Below are 21,884 nucleotides of genomic sequence, written 5' to 3'. Positions count from 1 at the left end.
GAAAACGGTTGTCCGGGGACTAAAGAATCATTGCGGAAGAATTAAATCAACGCGCGGCTCGATTGAACCATGAAGGAAAAAGCGCGCAAGAATTGCCAGGAAGGAAATACAACACGGCAGACCAAAGAACGCTTAAGCCCAGCAGAGCTTAAAATCGAGAACTCGCGAGTATATTCCTCAAATTATGGAGGGTCAAGGACAGTTTTTCATCTGCCGCTGCGGTCGATGCGTAATTGCTACGCGCGCAGCGGCATATCCCTGCAGAAGTTATTGCAATTGTGGCAGATTGGCAACTATATCACGCCAAACCTTGGTTTCTTCCTTGCCCGGATCGCGGCGCGAGAAAAAGTTAACAACTTGCTCACCTTTGGTATCGTAGAACTCTACCGAGGTAATCGTCCCGCTCTTGGCCGGACGGCGCACTACCCAGCCGTGGTCGACACCGGATTGACGCAAGTGTAAATCAAAGTCCGGATCCAGCACGTTGAACCAGCCATTCTTGGCTTCGGTTTTCTCGATCAGGCCGCTATAGATCTGCACCATGCCAGAGTTGCTCACGAACACCATAATCGGCTGTTCGCGTTTGGATGCTGTTTCCAGCAAGGTTTCCACCGATTTGCCGGTGATCTTGTAGGCCGCATCCGTACCGATTACCTCAAACGCACGTTCACGCGAGATACCGAAGTCATTGATCAGGCGCTGGAATTCATGCACGTCTGTCATTTCATACCAGGCAGTGCGTAATTCCTTGATATGCATATCCGTCAGCGGCTTGGCCTGTTTCGGCATGACCACGGTCCAGTCCGGCTTTTGATCTGCGGCCTTGTATTCGGTAACCAGCTTCTCAAACGCTGGCACGCCTTTTTCATCGTTCAGGTAGACCTTGTGGATCGCTTCGCCATTCTTGTCAAAGAATTGGAAACTGCGGCTGGTCCGGCCACCCGTGCGTGGCGCAACCACGGCGAATACATAACCCCAGCTGTCCATCTTGAAACGCAGATCGATATCAGTACCGACAAAGCCGCTACCCGGCTTCACGCGCCCCTGATCATCCAGCTTGGGTGGCAGCGCGACTGCGGTACGCTCGATTACGCCGTTTTCATTACGGGTAATCGCCTTGATGCGCCCCAGTTCGTGCATACGGTTAAACAGCGCTTTATAAGTAGCCACATCTGAACGCAGCAATGTCGCGCCACGACCAATATCAGCCGCCAGCAACTTCGCCTCACTGACGCCGAGCTTTTGCGCGATATCTCGCGCAAACAGACCTGGTTGCTCAGCCTGCAATGCCACCTGCTTGGCCTTGAGCGCATCAGCGTCGGCATCCGCCATGGCGTTTCCGGACAGTGCCAGCGTCGCCAGCAGCGCAGCCATCAATTTTGTGTATCTCATATTTTCTCTTTCTATAAAAAATAAGCGACGCCCCGTTTCTACACGAGTCGTCGCAATGACGCGATTAGTACTCTATTTTCATGCTCACATTGAAACTGCGACCTGGTGAGGTATAGGCATCCAGATTGGTTGCCGTACTCGCCAGACCCAAACCACGGATGTCATTCCATACCCAGTATTTGCGATCAAACAGGTTGCGTATGCCTGCATTGAAGCTGACGTTTTTGTTCACGCGGTAACCGCTGAATACATCAAGAATGGCAAATGACGATGGGACAAATGCTGGTTGTGTGCCGACATTCGGGCTCGCAAGATCGCCACGTTTTTTAGCTGCGGCGTACACCAAATCTCCCTGAACGAACCAGGTCTGATTTGGCTCATAACGCAAGCCAGTCACCACCGACAGCGGCGCAACAGTATCCAGTCCGGTTTTTACACCGTTGCGATTAATACTGTCGCCCTGGGTGTAAGCAAAACCGCCACGCAAGGTCCAGCCTGAATTCCAGCGCCAGTCGACGCGCGCTTCTACGCCATGGATATTGGCGCGGGCAGAGTTGATGTATTGGTTGATAGCTGGGGTCGCAACCTGGAAGTTGCCGCCTATCTGTACCAGTTCGATAAAGTTCTTATACCGTCCGGCAAATGCCGCCGCGCTATAGCGCACACGGCTATCCGCCAGATCAACCTTGCCGCGCAAACCGATCTCATACGAGTTGCTGGTTTCCGCTTTGAGGTTCGGATTAGCGATCTGCATATACGATTGATTAGGAATACCGACATTGTTGAAGTAAGAGTTCACTTCATGTGGCGACGGTGCACGGAACCCACGTGCATATTGCGCATAGGGCACAAACGCCGGCGTCACCTCATACAGGAATGCGAGTCGTGGCGAGAGCGCATTGTCTTTGCTACGCGCAGCCGGCTGCCCATTTGCATTCGCTTGTGCGTCATAGCGAACACTGGCCTTGGGATCGAGCTCATACGAGTCATAGCGCAAACCAGGAATCACACTCAATTTCCCTATGCGTATATCGTCCTGTATGTACGCGCCGAAAATCGAGTAATTCGTTTTAGGGAAAAGTTCGCAGTACTGCGTACCGGTACAGGTAGTCCAGCTGGTTCCCGTTGCTTGCTGGCTTAGCTGACTTCTGCTGACATCAAATCCATACACCAATTGATTTTTAATGCCACCGACGTTAAAGCTGCTTTCGGCCATCACACCACCACCGATGGCCTCATCTTTGTAAGTCACATCACGGAAGCGCGGACGGGCTGTACCAGTACCACTTTCAAACGTGTATTGGTTTGTGTTGGCATCCCGATAGAAGACATTGGCGCGGATTTTTTGTACTACCGGGTTATCGGCATCGTCGCGTTCATAAGCAAACGTGAAGCGATCACTTTGCACTTTGCCGCTGGTTTGATATCCGGTAACAAAAGTACCACCTGCAGCAGGGCCTATTGCAGACGGGCTGCTGCCTGAAGTTTTGTTTTCAGTCGTTGCCAGTGTCCACTTGAAGACATCCTTGGACGTTGCACGGAATACCACACGACCCAGCACGGATTGTGTGTCATAGGTCAATGGATCCGGCGCTGTGCGGTTGGTGCCGGTGATATCGCGATCACCCTTGTTATCTGTTTCTTTACCATGACGCGCATTTAGCAACAACATACCTTGCCAACGCTCACCGCCCACGGCGAACGTACCGCTCGTCCCGAAGCTGTTATCAACCGAATCGTAAGAAGGGCGAAGCGAGAAGTAAGTGCTCTTGTTGAAAATATTCAGGTAATCCTGCGGATCTTTGACGACAAAGTTAACTGCGCCAGTCAAACCATCACTGCCATACATCGATGAGGCCGGCCCCCGCAAAACTTCAATGCGCTGATACAGATCCGTATTCAGATAGCTGCCACGCCCGGCACTCAGGGTACCGACACTGAAAGCGCGCGGAACCGGAACGCCATCTTCCAGCAACAGCACACGATTGCCGTCCAGTCCGCGTATGGTGATCCCTTCATTTCCACCGCGCCCCGCAGTCGCACTAGCACCACTGATACCACTGGTACGGGAGACTGAGCGCCTGACCTCGACACCCGGCTCATAGCGCAATGCATCCTTGATATCTTTGGCATTCTGCTGTTCGATTTCTTCTGCCGTGACCACAGAGACAGTCGCCGCGGCGCGGTTGATGTCACCACCCAGCCCACGTGTGGATGTAACGGTAATTTCGTCGAGTTTAGCGATTTGTTGCGCGCCAGCATGATGTGCTGGCCACTGCTGCAGTACGAGCATGGTGGCCAGGGCGAGTTTGTTCTTTGATAGCTTCATAGCAACCGTTCCTTGAATAATGGATAGGTTGCTCGCTAAACAAATGCTGGCTGCCTTAGTTTTTAGATTGTGCGCGTGGCGTTTCCAGAGGGAGAAACACGCTATATGGTTGGTGATTACGTCTATCGACGCTCATCAGGATCCAGATCATAGCGCAGCATGCAAATGATAATGATTATTATTTGATGTATTTTTGTTGATAAGGAGGAATCTGACGCTTTCTTGCAACAGCCTCGCATCCCTTGCCATTTTGCGCACTTTTTCTGGTGCTGCCGTCAGCCTGTGAAAAAGCCCGCGAATATAAAAAAACGGCACCAGGATTGCTCCTGATGCCGTTTTTGATGCTTGAAACGCGTAGTGATTAAGACGCGTCGGTATCGCTGTCCGGAACGCTGGAGATGTCAGCAAATTGCGCTTCGGCTTCTGCTGCGCGTGCAGCTTTTTCCGATTGCAACAGTGCTGCACGTTCTTCTGCTTCCCATGTGTCTTTTTCCTTGCGGGCACGGTGGAATGCCAGACCTGTACCAGCCGGGATCAGACGACCAACGATCACGTTTTCTTTCAGACCGCGCAAGCCGTCTTTTTTGCCCATGATCGCAGCTTCGGTCAGAACACGAGTTGTTTCCTGGAACGAAGCAGCCGAGATGAAGGAATCGGTCGACAGCGATGCTTTGGTAATACCCAGCAATACGTTTTCGTAGGTTGCAGGGATTTTGCCCAGAGCAATGACGCGATCGTTTTCGTCCAACAGTTCGGAACGCTCAACTTGTTCACCAACGATGTAGTTCGCATCGCCAGCATCAACCACTTGAACGCGACGCAACATTTGACGCACGATCACTTCAATGTGCTTGTCGTTGATCTTCACGCCTTGCAAACGGTACACGTCTTGAACTTCGTCAACGATGTAACGTGCCAGCGCTTCGATACCCAACAGGCGCAAGATGTCTTGTGGATCAGCTGGACCGTCAACAATCATCTCGCCTTTGTTCACAACCTGGCCGTCATGTACCAGCACTTGTTTGTCCTTGGTGATCAGGAACTCGTGCTTGTTGCCGTCCATGTCTGTGATTTCCAGACGTTGCTTACCTTTGGTTTCCTTACCGAATGCCACAGTACCTGTGACTTCAGCCAGCATACCGGCATCTTTCGGCGAACGCGCTTCGAACAACTCGGCAACACGCGGCAGACCACCGGTGATGTCACGTGTTTTCTGCGATTCGGTCGGGATACGCGCCAGTACTTCACCGACAGTAACTTGCTGACCGTCTTTCACGGTAATCAACGCACCAACCTGGAAGCCGATGGTCACTGCGTGTTCGGTACCGGCGATCTTCACTTCTTCGCCTTGTTCGTTCAACAGTTTGACCTGTGGACGTACAGTTTTGGTCACCGAACCACGACGTTTCGCATCGATAACAACCAGGGTCGACAGACCGGTCACTTCGTCGATCTGACGAGCAACGGTCGAACCTTCTTCTACGTTCTCGAATTTCACCGTACCGGTGTATTCGGTAATGATAGGACGGGTCAGCGGATCCCATGTTGCCAATGCTGCACCGGCTTTGATAACCATGCCGTCTTTGACGATCAGGGTTGCACCGTACGGTACTTTATGACGTTCACGTTCACGGCCGTAGTCATCGGTAATCAGCACTTCACCGGAACGGGAAATGACGATCTGACCGCCTTTGCCGTTGGTGACATAACGCATGGTCGCGGTGAAACGAACGGTACCGTTCGATTTAGCTTCAACCGACGATGCCACTGCGGCACGCGACGCTGCACCACCGATGTGGAAGGTACGCATGGTCAGCTGTGTACCTGGCTCACCAATCGATTGCGCTGCCACCACACCAACTGCTTCACCGGCGTTGACCAGTGTGCCGCGACCGAGGTCACGACCGTAACATTGTGCGCACAGGCCAAAGCGGGTGTCGCAAGTCAACGGTGTACGTACTTTTACTTCATCGATGCCGAGGCGTTCGATTTCTTCAACCATGTCTTCGTCCAGCAAGGTGCCAGCCGCGTACAGGGTTGCCTGTGTTTCAGGATTGACGATGTCGTTTGCAGCAACGCGACCCAGGATACGGTCACGCAATGCTTCGATCACTTCACCACCTTCAACCAGCGCTTTCATCGATGCGCCGTTCGAGGTGCCGCAGTCGTCTTCGATCACAACCAGATCTTGTGTCACGTCAACCAGACGACGTGTCAGGTAACCCGAGTTCGCTGTTTTCAGAGCGGTATCGGCCAGACCTTTACGCGCACCGTGAGTCGAGATGAAGTACTGCAAAACGTTCAGACCTTCGCGGAAGTTCGCGGTGATCGGCGTTTCAATAATGGAACCATCCGGTTTCGCCATCAGGCCACGCATACCGGCCAGCTGACGAATCTGTGCCGCGGAACCGCGCGCACCGGAGTCGGCCATCATGTAAATCGCATTGAACGATTCTTGTGTTGTTTTGGTGCCATCACGTTTGGTGACGTCTTCAACTTTGAGTTGATCCATCATGGCCTTGCCGACGTCGTCGCCTGCTTTGCCCCAGATATCAACCACTTTGTTGTAACGTTCGCCAGCAGTAACCAGACCGGACGAGTACTGCTGTTCGATTTGTTTAACTTCACTTTCAGCGGTCGCGATGATGTCAACTTTTTGCTTAGGTACCAGCATGTCGTCAACGCAGATCGAGATACCGGCACGGGTTGCCAGACGGAAGCCCGATTGCAGCAATTGATCAGCGAATACGACCGTTGCGCGCAGACCGCACTTACGGAAGGACAAGTTGATCAGACGCGAAATTTCTTTCTTTTTCAGCGCGCGGTTCAGAACTGAGAACGGCAAGCCTTTAGGCAGAATTTCGGACAGGATCGCACGACCAACCGTGGTTTCGTAGCGGGTAACTGTTTTTTCGAATTCGCCGGTTTCCACATTTTTTGGATACTCGGTGATACGAACAGTGATACGGGTCGCCAGCTCAACCATCTTGTTGTCGTAAGCACGGATGACTTCGGACACGTCCGGGAACATCATGCCTTCGCCCTTGGCGTTGATCGCTTCGCGGCTCGCGTAGTACAGACCCAACACGATATCTTGCGAAGGAACGATCGATGGTTCGCCGTTCGATGGGAACAGGATGTTGTTCGAAGCCAGCATCAAGGTGCGTGCTTCCATCTGTGCTTCGATCGACAATGGAACGTGAACCGCCATTTGATCGCCGTCAAAGTCAGCGTTAAATGCAGCACAGACCAGTGGGTGCAACTGGATCGCTTTACCTTCGATCAGGACTGGTTCAAACGCCTGGATACCCAGACGATGCAAGGTAGGCGCGCGGTTCAGCATGACCGGATGTTCACGGATCACGTCTTCCAGGATGTCCCAAACGACTGGTTCCTGGATCTCAACCAGTTTTTTAGCTGCCTTGATCGTAGTAGCCAGGCCCATCAATTCGAGCTTGTTGAAAATGAATGGCTTGAACAGTTCCAGCGCCATCAGTTTCGGCAAACCGCATTGATGCAATTTCAGTTGTGGGCCCACGACGATAACGGAACGACCCGAGTAATCGACGCGTTTGCCCAGCAAGTTTTGACGGAAACGACCGCCCTTGCCTTTGATCATTTCGGCCAGCGATTTCAGTGGACGCTTGTTAGCACCGGTCATCGCTTTGCCGCGACGGCCGTTGTCCAGCAGCGAGTCAACTGCTTCTTGCAACATACGTTTTTCGTTGCGGGTGATGATTTCCGGTGCACGGAGCTCCATCAGACGCTTCAAACGGTTGTTACGGTTGATGACGCGGCGATACAGATCGTTCAGATCGGAGGTTGCGAAGCGACCACCATCCAGCGGCACCAATGGGCGCAGTTCTGGCGGCAAGACTGGCAACACTTCCATGATCATCCAGTCAGGTTTGATACCCGAACGTTGGAACGCTTCCAGCACTTTCAGGCGCTTCGCGTATTTTTTGATCTTGGCTTCGGATTTGGAATCTTTCAATTCCTGACGCAGCATTTCAGCATCGCGATCGATGTCGATAGCGCGCAGCAATTCGCGGATACCTTCAGCGCCCATGAAAGCGGTGAAGTCATCGCCGAATTCTTCGTATTTGGCAGCGTAGTCGTCTTCCGACATGATCTGGCATTTTTTCAGCGGGGTCATGCCTGGATCGGTCACAACGTAGGCTTCGAAATACAGGACGCGTTCGATATCGCGCAGGGTCATGTCGAGCACCATACCCAGACGGGATGGCAGCGATTTCAGGAACCAGATGTGTGCGGTTGGCGATGCCAGTTCGATGTGACCCATGCGTTCACGACGCACTTTGGCCAGCGTAACTTCAACGCCGCATTTTTCGCAGATAACGCCGCGGTGTTTCAGGCGTTTGTATTTGCCGCAAAGGCATTCGTAATCTTTGATCGGGCCAAAGATTTTTGCGCAGAACAGGCCATCGCGTTCAGGCTTGAACGTACGATAGTTGATGGTTTCCGGCTTTTTAACTTCGCCGTAGGACCACGAACGGATTTTTTCAGGGGACGCCAGACCAATTTTGATCGCGTCGAATTGTTCATTTTGCTGAACTTGCTTGAATAGATCGAGCAGTGCTTTCATGTATCACTCCAGTTGGCGTGAAAAAACGCTTGATGATGAGACGGTAGTGGCGGCGCTGCTTTATACCCTGTTCGCATGGGCGGGAGAGCTGAGCCTGAAGCTATCTTCACGAGCTGAGTTCCGCGCATACCGGGACAGACGACACTACCAAAAACTGCTATTTCGTTCTTACTATTTCGCTACTACTATTTTTTACTGACTGCTTTTACTTCAAATTCCAAACAGCGAATGGAGAAGCGACTCGCTTCTCCCCTGCTTTACATCAATCGCGTTCCAGGTCGATGTCGATACCCAGCGAGCGGATTTCCTTAACGAGAACGTTGAAGGATTCCGGCATGCCGGCGTCGATGACGTGGTCACCCTTGACGAGATTTTCGTACACTTTGGTACGGCCATTCACGTCATCGGACTTGACGGTCAACATCTCTTGCAAGACGTAGGACGCGCCGTATGCTTCCAGTGCCCAGACTTCCATCTCACCGAAGCGCTGGCCACCGAACTGAGCTTTACCGCCCAGTGGTTGCTGTGTAACCAGCGAGTAAGGACCGGTCGAACGAGCATGCATCTTGTCATCAACCAAGTGATGCAGTTTGAGGTAGTGCATGTAACCGACGGTTACTGTACGTTCAAACGCTTCACCAGTACGACCGTCATACATGGTGACCTGGTTCTTGGAAGCGGTCATGCCCAGTTGCTTCGCAATGTGATCCGGGTAAGCCAGGTCCAGCATGCGGCGGGTTTCTGCTTCGTCAGCACCGTCAAACACTGGTGTTGCGAACGGCACGCCGTTTTTCAGGTTACCAGCCAGCTCCAGGATTTCTGTATCGCTGAAGTTGTCCAGATCTTCTGTTTTGCCCGACTCGTTATAAATCGCGCCCAGGAACTTGCGCAGTTCAGCGATTTGTACTTGTGCATTCAGCATTTCGCCGATACGCAAGCCCAGACCTTTAGCAGCCCAGCCCAGGTGAACTTCCAGAACCTGACCAACGTTCATACGCGATGGAACACCCAGCGGGTTCAGCACGACGTCTGCTGGTGTACCGTCAGCCATGTGTGGCATGTCTTCGATAGGCAAGATGCGTGATACCACACCTTTGTTACCGTGACGACCCGCCATCTTGTCGCCAGGTTGCAGGCGACGTTTGACTGCCAGATACACTTTGACCATCTTCTGTACGCCTGGCGGCAATTCGTCGCCTTGCGTCAGTTTCTTACGTTTTTCTTCAAATGCCAGATCGAACTGGTGGCGTTTTTCAGCGATGGATTCTTTGATAGCTTCCAAAGCATTTGCCGATGTGTCGTCTGCAGGGCGAATATCGAACCAGTGGTATTTGTCCAGGTCGTCCAAATACTCTTTAGTGATTTTCGCGCCTTTAGCGATTTTCTTAGGACCGCCGTTGACGACTTTGCCGATCAACATTTTTTCCAGACGTTGGAATGCATCGCCTTCAACGATACGCAGCTGATCGTTCAAGTCCAAACGATAGCGTTGCAGTTCGTCGTCGATAATCTGTTGTGCACGTTTGTCGCGTGGAATACCTTCGCGCGTAAATACTTGCACGTCGATTACGGTGCCGACCATGCCGGACGGTACGCGCAACGATGTATCTTTTACGTCGGATGCTTTTTCACCGAAAATCGCACGCAGCAGTTTTTCTTCCGGTGTCAGTTGGGTTTCGCCTTTAGGCGTTACTTTACCGACCAGGGTGTCGCCAGCGGTGACTTCTGCACCGATGTAGACGATACCGGATTCATCCAGACGTGCCAGTTGGTTTTCAGCCAGATTGGAGATATCACGTGTGATCTCTTCCGCACCCAGCTTGGTGTCACGTGCCACAACCGACAACTCTTCGATGTGAATCGAGGTGTAGCGGTCATCAGCCACAACTTTTTCGGAGATCAGAATCGAATCTTCGAAGTTGTAACCGTTCCATGGCATAAACGCGACCAGCATGTTTTGACCCAGAGCCAATTCGCCCAGATCAGTCGATGCGCCGTCAGCGATGACGTCATGTTTTGCAACGCGATCGCCGACTTGCACGATAGGACGTTGGTTAATATTGGTGTTCTGGTTCGAACGGGTGTACTTGATCAGGTTGTAGATATCAACACCGACTTCACCCGCTTGTGCTTCGTCGTCATTGACGCGAATCACGACACGGCCTGCATCGATGTAATCAACGATACCGCCACGCAATGCCTGTACTGTCGTGCCCGAGTCAACTGCCACGGTGCGTTCGATACCGGTACCGACAAATGCTTTTTCTGGACGCAAGCAAGGAACTGCCTGACGTTGCATGTTGGCACCCATCAATGCGCGGTTCGCATCATCGTGTTCGAGGAACGGAATCAGCGAAGCAGCAACCGACACGACCTGGCCTGGCGCAACGTCCATGTATTGAACGCGTTCTGGCGATACCAGAATTGTTTCGCCGGCTTCACGTGCGGAAACCAATTCATCCGACAGCGCGCCTGCTTTGTCGATGGTCGCGTTCGCCTGAGCGATGATGTAACGACCTTCTTCAATAGCGGACAGGTAGTCGATCTGGTCGGTGATTTTGCTGTTCACGACTTTACGATATGGGGTTTCCAGGAAACCGTATTCGTTCAGGCGAGCATACAAAGCCAGCGAGTTGATCAGACCAATGTTCGGGCCTTCAGGTGTTTCAATCGGGCATACACGGCCGTAGTGGGTCGGATGCACGTCACGTACTTCAAAGCCAGCGCGTTCACGGGTCAAGCCGCCAGGTCCGAGAGCGGAAACGCGACGTTTGTGCGTGATTTCCGACAATGGGTTGGTTTGATCCATAAACTGCGACAACTGCGACGAACCGAAGAATTCACGGATCGCTGCCGAAATCGGCTTGGAGTTGATCAGGTCATGCGGCATCAGGTTGTCAGCTTCGGCCTGGCCGAGACGCTCTTTAACAGCGCGCTCAACACGAACCAGACCAGCACGGAATTGGTTCTCAGCCAATTCGCCGACGCAACGTACACGACGGTTACCCAAGTGATCGATATCATCGACTTCGCCGCGACCATTGCGCAACTCAACCAGGATCTTGATCACGGCCAGTACGTCGTCGTTCGACAGAGTCATGTCGCCGGTCAGCTCATCGCGACCGATACGACGGTTGAATTTCATACGGCCGACAGCCGACAGGTCGTAACGATCTGCGTTGTAGAACAAGCCGTTGAACAACGCTTCAACCGAATCTTCAGTTGGCGGTTCGCCTGGACGCATCATGCGATAGATAGCGACTTTCGCGGCCATCTGATCGGTGGTGTCATCCATACGCAGTGTTTGCGAGATGTAGCCGCCTTGATCCAGATCGTTGGTGTACAGAGTCTGGATATTGGTTACTTTACCTTCGCGCAGGCGTGCCAGCAGGTCTTCGGTCAGCTCATCGTTGGCGCTGGCAATAACTTCGCCAGTTTCTGTATCAACGATGTTTTTCGCCAGGATACGACCCAACAGGTAGTCTTCTGGTACCGAGATGTTTTTGATGCCAGCAGCTTCAACATCACGCACGTGCTTGCTGTTGATACGCTTGTCTTTTGCGACCAGTACTTTACCGGCTTTGTCTGTGATGTCGAAACGAGCAACTTCACCGCGCAGACGCTCTGCAACGAAGGCCATTTCCGCGCCATCCGAATGCAATGCGAAATCGTCGAAAACGAAGAAGTTTTCGAGGATTTGCTCCGGTGTCATGCCGATAGCTTTCAACAGGATGGTGACAGGCATCTTACGACGACGATCGACGCGGAAGAACAGGATGTCTTTCGGATCGAATTCGTAATCCAGCCATGAACCACGGTAAGGAATGATACGTGCCGAGAACAGCAATTTACCGGACGAGTGAGTCTTGCCGCGGTCATGTTCAAAGAACACGCCAGGCGAACGGTGCAGCTGGGACACGATAACGCGCTCTGTACCGTTAATCACGAAGGAACCGGTCGAAGTCATCAAAGGCAATTCGCCCATGTAAACTTCCTGTTCTTTCATTTCTTTAACGACAGGCTTGGTTGGCGATTCCTTATCCAGGATCACCAGACGAACTTTGGCACGCAGAGGTGACGCGTAGGTCAATCCACGTTGTTGGCATTCTTTAATGTTGAACGGCGGATCGCCGAGCACATACGACAAGAATTCGAGACGCGCAAAACCATTGTGCGAAACGATAGGGAAAATAGACGTGAAGGCAGATTGCAGACCTTCATTTTTGCGTTGGGACGGTATCTTGTCTTCTTGCAAAAAGCCGTGGTAAGACTCGAGCTGGGTCGCCAGCAGGAACGGAACGTTGTGAACGTTAGCGCGTTTCGCGAATGATTTGCGAATGCGCTTTTTCTCAGTAAATGAGTAGTGCATGGACACTCCGTGAGTGACAGGGAAGGATAGAGAATTCAGGATTCAGGCTGCATTGCCGAATTGCAAACATTGCACAATTCGAAACATTGAAACCTCAAGTCTCTGCCCTTTAACAACCAAATGCTGACAAGATTACATGAAACCTATCAAGTCTGCCCTTGGCCACTTAGAATCAAGAACGACAAAGGAGCCAAAGCCGAACCGCCCTTTCGGGAGGTTTCGAACTTTGACTCGGGCGCTGTAAAGTCGCGCGGGCAAATCGAGATTACTTGATCTCGGCTTTTGCGCCAGCTTCTTCCAGTTTTTTCTTAGCTGCTTCAGCGTCTGCTTTCGAAACGCCTTCTTTCAGTGGTTTTGGTGCTGCATCCACCAGATCTTTAGCTTCTTTCAAGCCCAGACCGGTGATTTCACGAACCGCTTTAATTACACCAACTTTGTTCGCGCCGAAGTCGGCCAGAACAACGGTGAATTCGGTTTGTTCTTCAGCAGCAGCGCCGCCAGCAGCACCACCGCCAGCTGCTGGAGCAGCCATTGCAGCAGCGGATACGCCGAATTTTTCTTCGAATGCTTTTACCAAGTCATTCAGTTCCAGAACTGTCAGGTTGCCTACGGCTTCCAGGATGTCGTCTTTGCTAATTGCCATTTGAAACTCCTAAATTTTTTCAATAATTACATCTGATTGGTACTGACGCGAATGCGTCGAAACAAGAGCAGTGAGCGCCGCCTGTGCGGCTACTCTTATTCTGCTGCTGCTTCGGTCGATTCGGCGGCTGGTGCTGCAGCAGCTTCAGGCGCAGCGCCTTCAGCTTTTTTAGCAGCAAGAGCAGCCAGACCACGCGTAAAGCTCGCAACCGGAACCAGCATCATGCCCAGAACTTGGGCCAGCAGGACTTCACGGCTAGGAATATTTGCCAACGCTGTAACGCCTGCTTTATCAAGCGGCTTACCTGCGTAGTTACCTGCTTTAACAACCAGTTTGTCGTTGGTTTTAGAAAAGTCACTGATGACTTTTGCTGCTGCAACGGCATCATCCGAGATCGAGTAGATCAACGGACCGGTCATTTCGGAAGCGAGGTCGGCAAATGCGGTACCTTCAACAGCGCGACGTGCCAGCGTATTTTTCAATACGCGCAAGTACACACCTTGGTCCCGCGCTTTGGCGCGCAGTTGTGTCAAGTGACCAACCTGGATGCCACGGTATTCGGCCACGACGATGGTCTGTGCCGATGCAACTTTGGCAGAGATTTCGGCGACTACGGCCTTTTTGTCATTCAGATTGAGACTCAAGATCAACCTCCAAAAATGATGTTCAGCTGATACACAATCGTCATTGATTGCTTGCCTCACATCGGTTCGAACACGGCGTCCGAAGTTAGGAGTTCATACTGGCAAGCCAGCAAAGAGACTACAAAACTTGTTCGGGTTCACCATCTGCGTTGGGTATGACATCGTTGCCGATTTCACATTTAACTTTGCACACAACTTACATGCACGCCGCCCAACGGTCTTTGATTGCCTGAACCTGTTTCTTTACTACCGAATCAGGTCCAGCCCAAAGATGCGCCCGCTGCCAAACTGGCAACGGGACTTAATTCAATACTTAAGCAGCCAGGGTCGATTGATCGACGCGTACACCTGCGCCCATGGTCGACGACAGCGAAACTTTACGCAGGTAAACACCTTTGCTGGTCGCTGGCTTAGCTTTATTCAACGCATCGATCAAAGCCAACAAGTTGGATTTGAGCGCTTCGTCGGAGAACGATTTACGACCGATGGTGGCGTGGATAATGCCAGCCTTGTCAGTACGGTATTGAACTTGACCAGCTTTTGCATTTTTAACTGCAGTCGCCACGTCAGGAGTAACAGTACCAACTTTCGGGTTAGGCATCATGCCGCGTGGGCCCAGGATTTGACCCAGGGTACCAACGATACGCATGGTGTCTGGCGATGCGATAACGATGTCGAAAGGCATGTTGCCGGCTTTGATTTGCTCAGCCAGGTCGTCCATACCAACGATATCTGCACCAGCAGCTTTCGCTTGTTCTGCTTTTTCGCCGGTTGCAAATACTGCAACGCGAACCGATTTACCGGTACCAGCTGGCAAAACAACCGAACCACGAACTACTTGGTCGGATTTCTTAGCATCAACACCCAATTGAACCGAAATATCGATCGATTCATCGAATTTTGCCGATGCGCATTCTTTGATCAAAGCAACTGCATTGTCGAACGGGTACGCTTTGGTACGGTCAACTTTTGCTTTAAATGCTTTAACGCGTTTCGATAACTTAGCCATTACAGACCCTCCACCGTGATGCCCATGGAACGTGCCGAACCAGCGATGGTGCGTACAGCAGCATCCAAGTCAGCAGCGGTCAGATCTGGGGCTTTCAATTTAGCGATTTCTTCAGCTTGTGCGCGTGTCAACTTGCCGACTTTGTCGGTATGTGGCTTCGCCGAACCTTTGGTAACGCCCGAATGTTTCTTGATCAGGTACGTTGCTGGCGGGGTTTTCATCACGAAAGTGAATGATTTGTCCGCAAACGCTGTAATTACAACCGGAATTGGCATACCTGGCTCAACACCTTGAGTCTGCGCGTTGAACGCTTTGCAGAATTCCATGATGTTCAGACCACGTTGACCCAGAGCAGGTCCGATTGGTGGGGATGGGTTTGCTTTACCAGCTGGCACTTGCAGCTTGATAAAACCAATGATTTTCTTTGCCATGATGGCTCCTACATTGATTGAGTGGTAGCGCCTGTTCACTTACCTTGCGGCTTATTACTTGGGCTCCTCTTTTTACTGCTTCCGGATTTTTGGAGCTGAACGCTCCAGACGCTCCGGCCTGCGTTAATACTTATAGGATCAGACTTTTTCGACTTGACCGAATTCCAGCTCTACCGGGGTAGCGCGGCCAAAAATCGTGACTGAAACACGAACCTTGGATTTCTCGTAGTTGACTTCTTCGACGTTGCCGTTGAAATCGGTGAACGGACCATCCTTGATACGTACCAGCTCGCCCACTTCGTACAGCACTTTTGGACGTGGCTTTTCGACGCCATCCTGCATTTGCTGCATGATTTTGTCGACTTCGTGCGGCGGGATCGGGGTAGGCTTGTTCGACTTGCCACCGATAAAGCCGGTCACTTTGTTGGTGTTCTTAACCAGATGCCATGTTTCGTCGGTCATTTCCATTTCGACGAGAACGTAGCCTGGGAAGAAGCGGCGCTCACTAACCGATTTGTGACCATTCTTTACTTCGATCACTTCTTCGGTAGGCACCAGAATCTGCCCAAATTTATCTTCCATGCCGGCACGTGCTGCGCGTTCTATCAACGCACGTTGCACGCTCTTTTCCATACCGGAATAGGCGTGCACGACGTACCAACGTTTTTTACTTGTGGAAGCTGCTGCAGCGGCGCCTTGAGCACCGCCTTGCGCGTCATCCTGAATATTGTCGCTCATTATCTTTTCCAGCCCAAAATCAGGTCGTACAGCACAACTTCGAGTAACTTATCCGTACCCCACAGGAAAAGCGCCATAACCAACACAAAACCGAAAACGATTGCAGTCATTTGCAATGCTTCTTTACGTGTTGGCCAAACTACTTTCTTGGTTTCGCGAACTGCTTCTTTAGAGAAATTGAGGAAATCGCGACCTGCCGCGGAAGTCCACGCAATCGCAATTGCCACCAACAAACCACCAACCAATGCAGCGGCGCGGACAGCCGTCGCTTTATCCGACAAAAAATAGAATCCGACTACGCCCGCGATTGCGGCAAGTATTGCCAAAACGATCTTGATTTTATCGCCTGACGCGCCAACAGTTTCTACGGGTTGATTAGCCATACACTTTACTTTCGATGCCCTGCACCTGAATCGGTGGCAGGGGCGGAGGGCCTCGAACCCCCAACCTTCGGTTTTGGAGACCGACACTCTGCCAATTGAGCTACGCCCCTACGGTTTTTGCACTACCTGCACTGCTACTACCTGAACCACTTGCGGCGATCTCAACATCGAGATCGCCGCAGCATTCATTTATTACTCAATAATTTTGGCTACAACACCTGCGCCAACGGTACGGCCACCTTCGCGGATCGCGAAACGCAGACCTTCTTCCATCGCGATTGGGTTGATCAACATCACTGTGATCGACACGTTATCGCCTGGCATAACCATTTCTTTGTCTTTCGGCAACTCGATCGAACCAGTTACGTCAGTTGTACGGAAGTAGAACTGTGGACGATAGTTGTTGAAGAATGGGGTGTGACGGCCGCCTTCGTCTTTCGACAGAACGTAGATTTCGCCTGTGAAGTGTTTGTGCGGTTTGATCGAACCTGGTTTTGCCAGAACTTGACCACGTTCCACGTCTTCACGCTTGGTACCGCGCAGCAATACACCAACGTTATCACCAGCTTGACCTTGATCCAGCAATTTGCGGAACATTTCAACACCGGTACAGGTGGTTTTTTGGGTATCACGGATACCAACGATTTCGATCTCTTCGCCGACTTTGATGATGCCGCGTTCTACACGACCGGTAACGACTGTACCGCGACCCGAGATCGAGAATACGTCTTCTACTGGCAACAGGAATGCGCCGTCAACTGCGCGTTCTGGTGTTGGGATGTAGGTGTCGAGTGCGTTGGCCAGTGCCAGGATCGCTTGTTCGCCCAATGGACCGGTGTCGCCTTCCAGCGCCAGTTTTGCCGAACCTTTAACGATAGGCAAGTCGTCGCCTGGGAATTCGTATTTAGAGAGGAGCTCACGCACTTCCATTTCAACCAGTTCCAGCAGTTCTGCATCATCAACCATGTCTGCCTTGTTCAGGAACACGATGATGTATGGAACGCCAACTTGACGCGACAACAGGATGTGTTCGCGAGTTTGTGGCATTGGGCCGTCTGCTGCGGAGCAAACCAAGATCGCGCCGTCCATTTGTGCTGCGCCGGTGATCATGTTTTTAACATAGTCGGCGTGGCCTGGGCAGTCTACGTGTGCGTAGTGGCGGGCTTCGGGTTCGTATTTAACGTGCGAGGTGTTGATCGTGATACCGCGTGCTTTTTCTTCTGGCGCGTTATCGATTTGATCGTAGCCTTTTGCTTCGCCACCGAATTTTTTCGACAATACAGTCGCGATCGCAGCTGTCAACGTGGTTTTACCATGATCGACGTGACCAATTGTGCCCACATTCACGTGCGGCTTGGTCCGCTCGAATTTGCCTTTTGCCATCTTAGACTCCTAACAATTTTGATGAGAATGTTCAGGCACACGCCCGACCGACTTACCGATAAAAATGAACTACAGAATTCTTGGTGCCCTTTACGTGGATTGAACACGTGGCCTCTCCCTTACCAAGGGAGTGCTCTACCACTGAGCTAAAAGGGCAAACTAGCCGTCCGGTACCAACACTGCTGCGGCACGTCCAACCTTTAAAAACTTGGAGCGGGTGAAGGGAATCGAACCCTCGTCATAAGCTTGGAAGGCTTCAGCTCTACCATTGAGCTACACCCGCGAGGGTCACCACTACACATCTCTTTTTTGTACTGCTTTACTGATTTTTACTGCTAAAAACTTGGTGGAGGGGGCTGGATTCGAACCAGCGTACTCGTAAGAGGGCAGATTTACAGTCTGCTGCCATTAACCACTCGGCCACCCCTCCGCGGGGAACCCCAAACTATATGGGAGTCGGTCACCCTTGTCAACAATTTGCTACGTTTCTTCACCTATTTTTTTAAAATATTTTTATAGATGCGTAGACCAGGGTGACCGCTAAGGTGGGATCAGAAACGAGTTTCCCTTGCTGCGCGCAGGAAATTATCGAGGACTGGCGTGCAATCCAGCAGTTCGGAACCACCAGCACGATGGAATTCCGGATGCCATTGCAAACCCATGACGAAACGCGCCTTGGTATAGCGTACCGCTTCGACAATGTTGTCAGTTTGCGATATCGCTTCAATGGTGAGATCCCGTCCCAGGTCGCGTACGGCCTGATGGTGGATGGAATTGACCAAAGGTGAAGTCTGGCCGGGAAACAGCGATGCCAGCGACGAACCCGGCGGGAATGCAATTTCGTGACGATGACTATCGTACAAATCATTGACGTGCGGCATCGCGCTCGGCACGTCGGTAGCAATGTCCTGATATAAGGTGCCGCCAAACGCGACATTGATCAACTGGCAACCACGGCAAATGCCCAACACCGGCTTCCCGGCCTCTATGAATTCATGCAACAGCTCTAGTTCATACATATCGCGTGAGCTATCACCACTCCACTCCGGCCGCGTCGCGGTTTGCGAGTATGTCTGCGGCGCTACGTCGGCACCGCCTTGCAAGACCAGGCCATCAAGATGCTTCGCATAGTCGCGCAGACGTATCTTGCTTGGATGCAGCAAACCGTTGGTATTCACGGTAGGGATCATCAGCACTAATACATCGCGTGACATCACCCACTGCGCAATCGACTCTTCCAGGTATTGCAGGGTTTTGGCCTGCAGACCCTTGGCGCCACTCTCCGGGTGAAAGATACGGGCGGAGACGCCGATTTTCAGGGTGCGCTGCGTCAGCCGACGACCGACTTGTTCGGACAAGCTTTGCAGGCGCGCCTGGAAGATGCGCCAGGTTTGCTTCCACGGCGTGTCGTCCGGCATCTGGTAGGCAGGCACATTGTGCTTGCCGAAATCCGGCTTGGTTTTGAACGACGCAGGCGATGGCACCGAGCCGACTTGCGGCTCTACACTAGGAGGGGCACTAGGCGTTGCTTCTGGCGGGGTAACGGCTTCACTCGGCGAGGCGGCTTCAGCAGGAGTTTTTGATTCTGGCGGCAAATTGCTATTGGAGTTGTCAGACATGGCATCACTTTTAAATCGAGTAAAGATAGACAACGCTTATCGCAGAATTATCCGCCTTCACCGAGAATTGTTTAAAAATACAGAAATTCATCGTATGTCGTGCAACGCTACGTCATTTAACCGGATCTGGCCTTGATTATAGGCGCGCTCTCGATTCCCGACCAAGGGCAACATAAACAGCCCCGACCGAAAACGGCATAATGTCGACTCTCCTCATCTGACTTAGCCACATCATGCTGACCATTTATCACAACCCACGCTGCTCAAAATCACGCGTAGCCCTCACATTGACTGAAGCCTTCGCCGCGCAACACAGCCTGGAATTGAATGTCGTCGATTATCAAAAAACACCGCTGAGCCGTGCGCAACTCGCGGAGTTGCATCAATTGCTGCAATCAGATGGTGCTATCAGCGTACGCGCCATGGTGCGCGACAACGAAGACGAATACAAAGAACTGCAACTGGACAAGGCTGATGACGCACGCTTGTTGGATGCACTCGCCAGCCATCCGAAGCTGCTGCAACGCCCTATCGTGCGTTTCGGTCTACGTGCAGTGATCGCGCGTCCACCTGAGTTGGTACAGGCTATCCTGATCGCACCCTGAACTTATTGCTTCTCGGTCTGCGGCGCTGTGTTCAGCGCCTTGATAGGAACGCCGTAGACACGCTCCATCGCATATTTTTTCAGGATGTCTCTATACATGCTGGCCAATAGCGATAAACGCGGATTACGCGGATCGAGGCGGCGCGCATTGGCGATATAGGTGCGCGCCTGCTCACCGAGCTGCACATCCCAGCCCAGGCTATCCAGACATTTCAATACGGCGACGGCAGCGTTGAACACCACTTGCGGATTGTCTGGCAATCTTTCTGCCGCTTCTGACATCAGCGCAACCGCGCCGTGATAATCACCGAGGCGCGCTTTCTCCGCACCGGCCGACACCAGATCCACCACCTGGCTTTTGCTTTCACGTGTCACCCGCTTGGCCAAGTCTTCACGCCCGGCTTCGCGAAACAGACGCATTGCACGCGTCATGGCGACATTGGTGGACGCATTACCGACCACTGAGGTCATCACCTCGACCGCGCCCTGCTCCAGCCCGCTGGCGAGACAATTTTGCGCCAGCGCCAGCTTGGTATCGTTAGATAAACCTATCGCTTCCTTGCACGCCAGCACCGCTGCTTCCAGCTCTTCTACCGCCTGCTCTTCATCGCCGTTATGCTTATGCAGCATGGCGGTTGCCAGTGCGCGACAGGCCGGGGTCTTCTTAATGTTAGCCAGCGATTTCGCAAGGTCGCGAATGATAGGCGAGACCAGCTGCAGTTCGCCTTTGGCGATCGAAGTCCTGACCAGATGGACATGGTCCTCCGGTTCGCGGAATTCAGAGAATTTCGCCTTGTTAATAACTTGCTGAAATACTTTGTGCGCAGTGTCGACATCGCCGGTTTCCAGCGCGACATTGCCGAGCTTGCGCAAGCGTTGCAAGGCGTGCGGCGAGCGTGTAACCGCATGCTCCAGCGTTGCCTGTGCCTGCGGCATCAAACCCCGCGCTTCCTGCGTCTTGGCCAGCCAGTCATAGGCTTCAAGGAATTGCTTTTTCTCCGCGACCAGCGAACTCAGCATCTCTTCCGCTTCTTCAAACCGGTCCTGCATGAACAGGCTCGTGGCCAGGCCCAGTCGCGCCCATGCTATCGAACGCTTGGCAAAGATCTCGGCATAGATCGCTTCCGCTTCCGCCAATTCGCCCAGCGTCATGTGCAGCTCGGCGCGCAAACGCATGAACTCGGCCTGGTAACGTGGCTGGGTACGCTCCGCCAGTACACAGGCGTTAATCGCATCACTCAGGTTACCCTGCTCTATCAATTGATAAATCGGACTCAGCGCATTGCGTTTATCGATCGCGCGGGCGATCCGGTCCATCAGGATTTCTGCGGTGAAGGGCTTGAGTACGTAATCATTCAGGGCCAGCTCGGCGGCACTAACGACTTTTTCATGATTGCGCTCGGCAGTCACCATGATGAACACAGTGGAAGGCGGCATGATTTTGTGATGCCGCAGGTCTTCCAGCAATTGCTGGCCATCCTGCCCCTCGCCCAGATCATATTCACAGATCACCAGATCGAACTGTTTGTGCTTGAGCGGACGTATCGCACTGCCGGAACCGGCGGCGTACTCGATCTTGCCTATACCACCCAAGCTCAGCATATTGTGGATGCTGGCACGCATGCCAGCATGCGGCTCAATGATCAGGGCGGTTAGTCCGGCAAGTTCTTGCATGGTATTTCAAAGCCAAATGAGAAGGTGCGCCCGGCACGTGGCACGGATACACAGGAATCT

At 52.3% G+C, this 21,884-nt stretch carries 14 protein-coding genes and 4 tRNA genes; 1 reads left to right on the top strand and 17 read right to left on the bottom strand.

Translation table 11 applies throughout. The features are described 5' to 3' along the window. Positions 1-267 precede the first annotated feature (267 nt). From H7U06_RS02530 to H7U06_RS02455, 16 genes are all read right to left on the bottom strand, one after another. On the bottom strand, positions 268-1,392 hold the full coding sequence (locus H7U06_RS02530) for a hemin-degrading factor (RefSeq protein ID WP_175624642.1): 1,125 nt from the start codon (positions 1,390-1,392) through the stop codon (positions 268-270). 64 nt (positions 1,393-1,456) lie between these two features. After that, positions 1,457-3,721: a TonB-dependent hemoglobin/transferrin/lactoferrin family receptor gene (locus tag H7U06_RS02525; RefSeq protein WP_175624641.1), complete on the bottom strand. Its 2,265-nt coding sequence runs from the start codon at positions 3,719-3,721 to the stop codon at positions 1,457-1,459. A 361-nt stretch (positions 3,722-4,082) separates the two neighbouring features. Beyond that, entirely contained in the window at positions 4,083-8,327 is a 4,245-nt protein-coding gene (gene rpoC / locus H7U06_RS02520) for a DNA-directed RNA polymerase subunit beta' (protein ID WP_175624640.1), read from the bottom strand. Between the two features lie 262 nt (positions 8,328-8,589). Further along, positions 8,590-12,696: a DNA-directed RNA polymerase subunit beta gene (gene rpoB, locus H7U06_RS02515; RefSeq protein ID WP_175624639.1), complete on the bottom strand. Its 4,107-nt coding sequence runs from the start codon at positions 12,694-12,696 to the stop codon at positions 8,590-8,592. 265 nt (positions 12,697-12,961) lie between these two features. Then, positions 12,962-13,339: a 50S ribosomal protein L7/L12 gene (gene rplL / locus H7U06_RS02510; RefSeq protein ID WP_124575665.1), complete on the bottom strand. Its 378-nt coding sequence runs from the start codon at positions 13,337-13,339 to the stop codon at positions 12,962-12,964. A 95-nt stretch (positions 13,340-13,434) separates the two neighbouring features. Then, positions 13,435-13,983: a 50S ribosomal protein L10 gene (rplJ, locus tag H7U06_RS02505; protein WP_175624638.1), complete on the bottom strand. Its 549-nt coding sequence runs from the start codon at positions 13,981-13,983 to the stop codon at positions 13,435-13,437. A 313-nt stretch (positions 13,984-14,296) separates the two neighbouring features. Then, on the bottom strand, positions 14,297-14,992 hold the full coding sequence (gene rplA, locus H7U06_RS02500) for a 50S ribosomal protein L1 (RefSeq protein WP_124575663.1): 696 nt from the start codon (positions 14,990-14,992) through the stop codon (positions 14,297-14,299). Next, entirely contained in the window at positions 14,992-15,423 is a 432-nt protein-coding gene (gene rplK / locus H7U06_RS02495; RefSeq protein WP_175624637.1) for a 50S ribosomal protein L11, read from the bottom strand. Before rplK ends, rplA begins: the two co-directional genes overlap by 1 nt. Positions 15,424-15,561: 138 nt before the next feature. Next, positions 15,562-16,161, bottom strand: a complete 600-nt coding sequence (gene nusG, locus H7U06_RS02490; protein ID WP_012081262.1) for a transcription termination/antitermination protein NusG — start codon at positions 16,159-16,161, stop codon at positions 15,562-15,564. Next, positions 16,161-16,544, bottom strand: a complete 384-nt coding sequence (gene secE / locus H7U06_RS02485) for a preprotein translocase subunit SecE (RefSeq protein WP_175624636.1) — start codon at positions 16,542-16,544, stop codon at positions 16,161-16,163. The genes nusG and secE overlap by 1 nt, the downstream gene beginning before the upstream one ends. A gap of 34 nt (positions 16,545-16,578) precedes the next feature. Continuing rightward, positions 16,579-16,654, bottom strand: a tRNA-Trp gene (locus H7U06_RS02480). Positions 16,655-16,736: 82 nt separating this feature from the next. Next, entirely contained in the window at positions 16,737-17,927 is a 1,191-nt protein-coding gene (tuf, locus tag H7U06_RS02475; protein ID WP_175624635.1) for an elongation factor Tu, read from the bottom strand. Positions 17,928-18,008: 81 nt separating this feature from the next. Then, a tRNA-Thr gene (locus tag H7U06_RS02470) sits at positions 18,009-18,083 on the bottom strand. A 53-nt stretch (positions 18,084-18,136) separates the two neighbouring features. Beyond that, positions 18,137-18,210, bottom strand: a tRNA-Gly gene (locus H7U06_RS02465). 61 nt (positions 18,211-18,271) lie between these two features. Next, positions 18,272-18,357 (bottom strand) — tRNA-Tyr (locus H7U06_RS02460). Between the two features lie 121 nt (positions 18,358-18,478). Further along, a complete protein-coding gene (locus H7U06_RS02455) occupies positions 18,479-19,546 on the bottom strand; it encodes a type 1 glutamine amidotransferase (RefSeq protein ID WP_175624634.1) in 1,068 nt (355 codons plus the stop codon). Positions 19,547-19,779: 233 nt separating this feature from the next. Between H7U06_RS02455 and arsC the strand changes: the two genes are divergently transcribed. After that, entirely contained in the window at positions 19,780-20,151 is a 372-nt protein-coding gene (gene arsC, locus H7U06_RS02450; RefSeq protein ID WP_175624633.1) for an arsenate reductase (glutaredoxin), read from the top strand. Between the two features lie 2 nt (positions 20,152-20,153). Here the strand turns inward: arsC and H7U06_RS02445 are convergent, their stop codons facing one another. Continuing rightward, entirely contained in the window at positions 20,154-21,824 is a 1,671-nt protein-coding gene (locus H7U06_RS02445; protein WP_175624632.1) for a response regulator, read from the bottom strand. Positions 21,825-21,884 lie beyond the last annotated feature (60 nt).

The sequence above is a fragment of the Herminiimonas sp. Marseille-P9896 genome, assembly GCF_903993245.1.
Taxonomy (GTDB): Bacteria; Pseudomonadota; Gammaproteobacteria; order Burkholderiales; family Burkholderiaceae_D; genus Oxalicibacterium; species Oxalicibacterium contaminans.
Note: the sequence above shows the minus strand (reverse complement) of the source record. Positions and strands in the feature narration are given on the sequence as shown.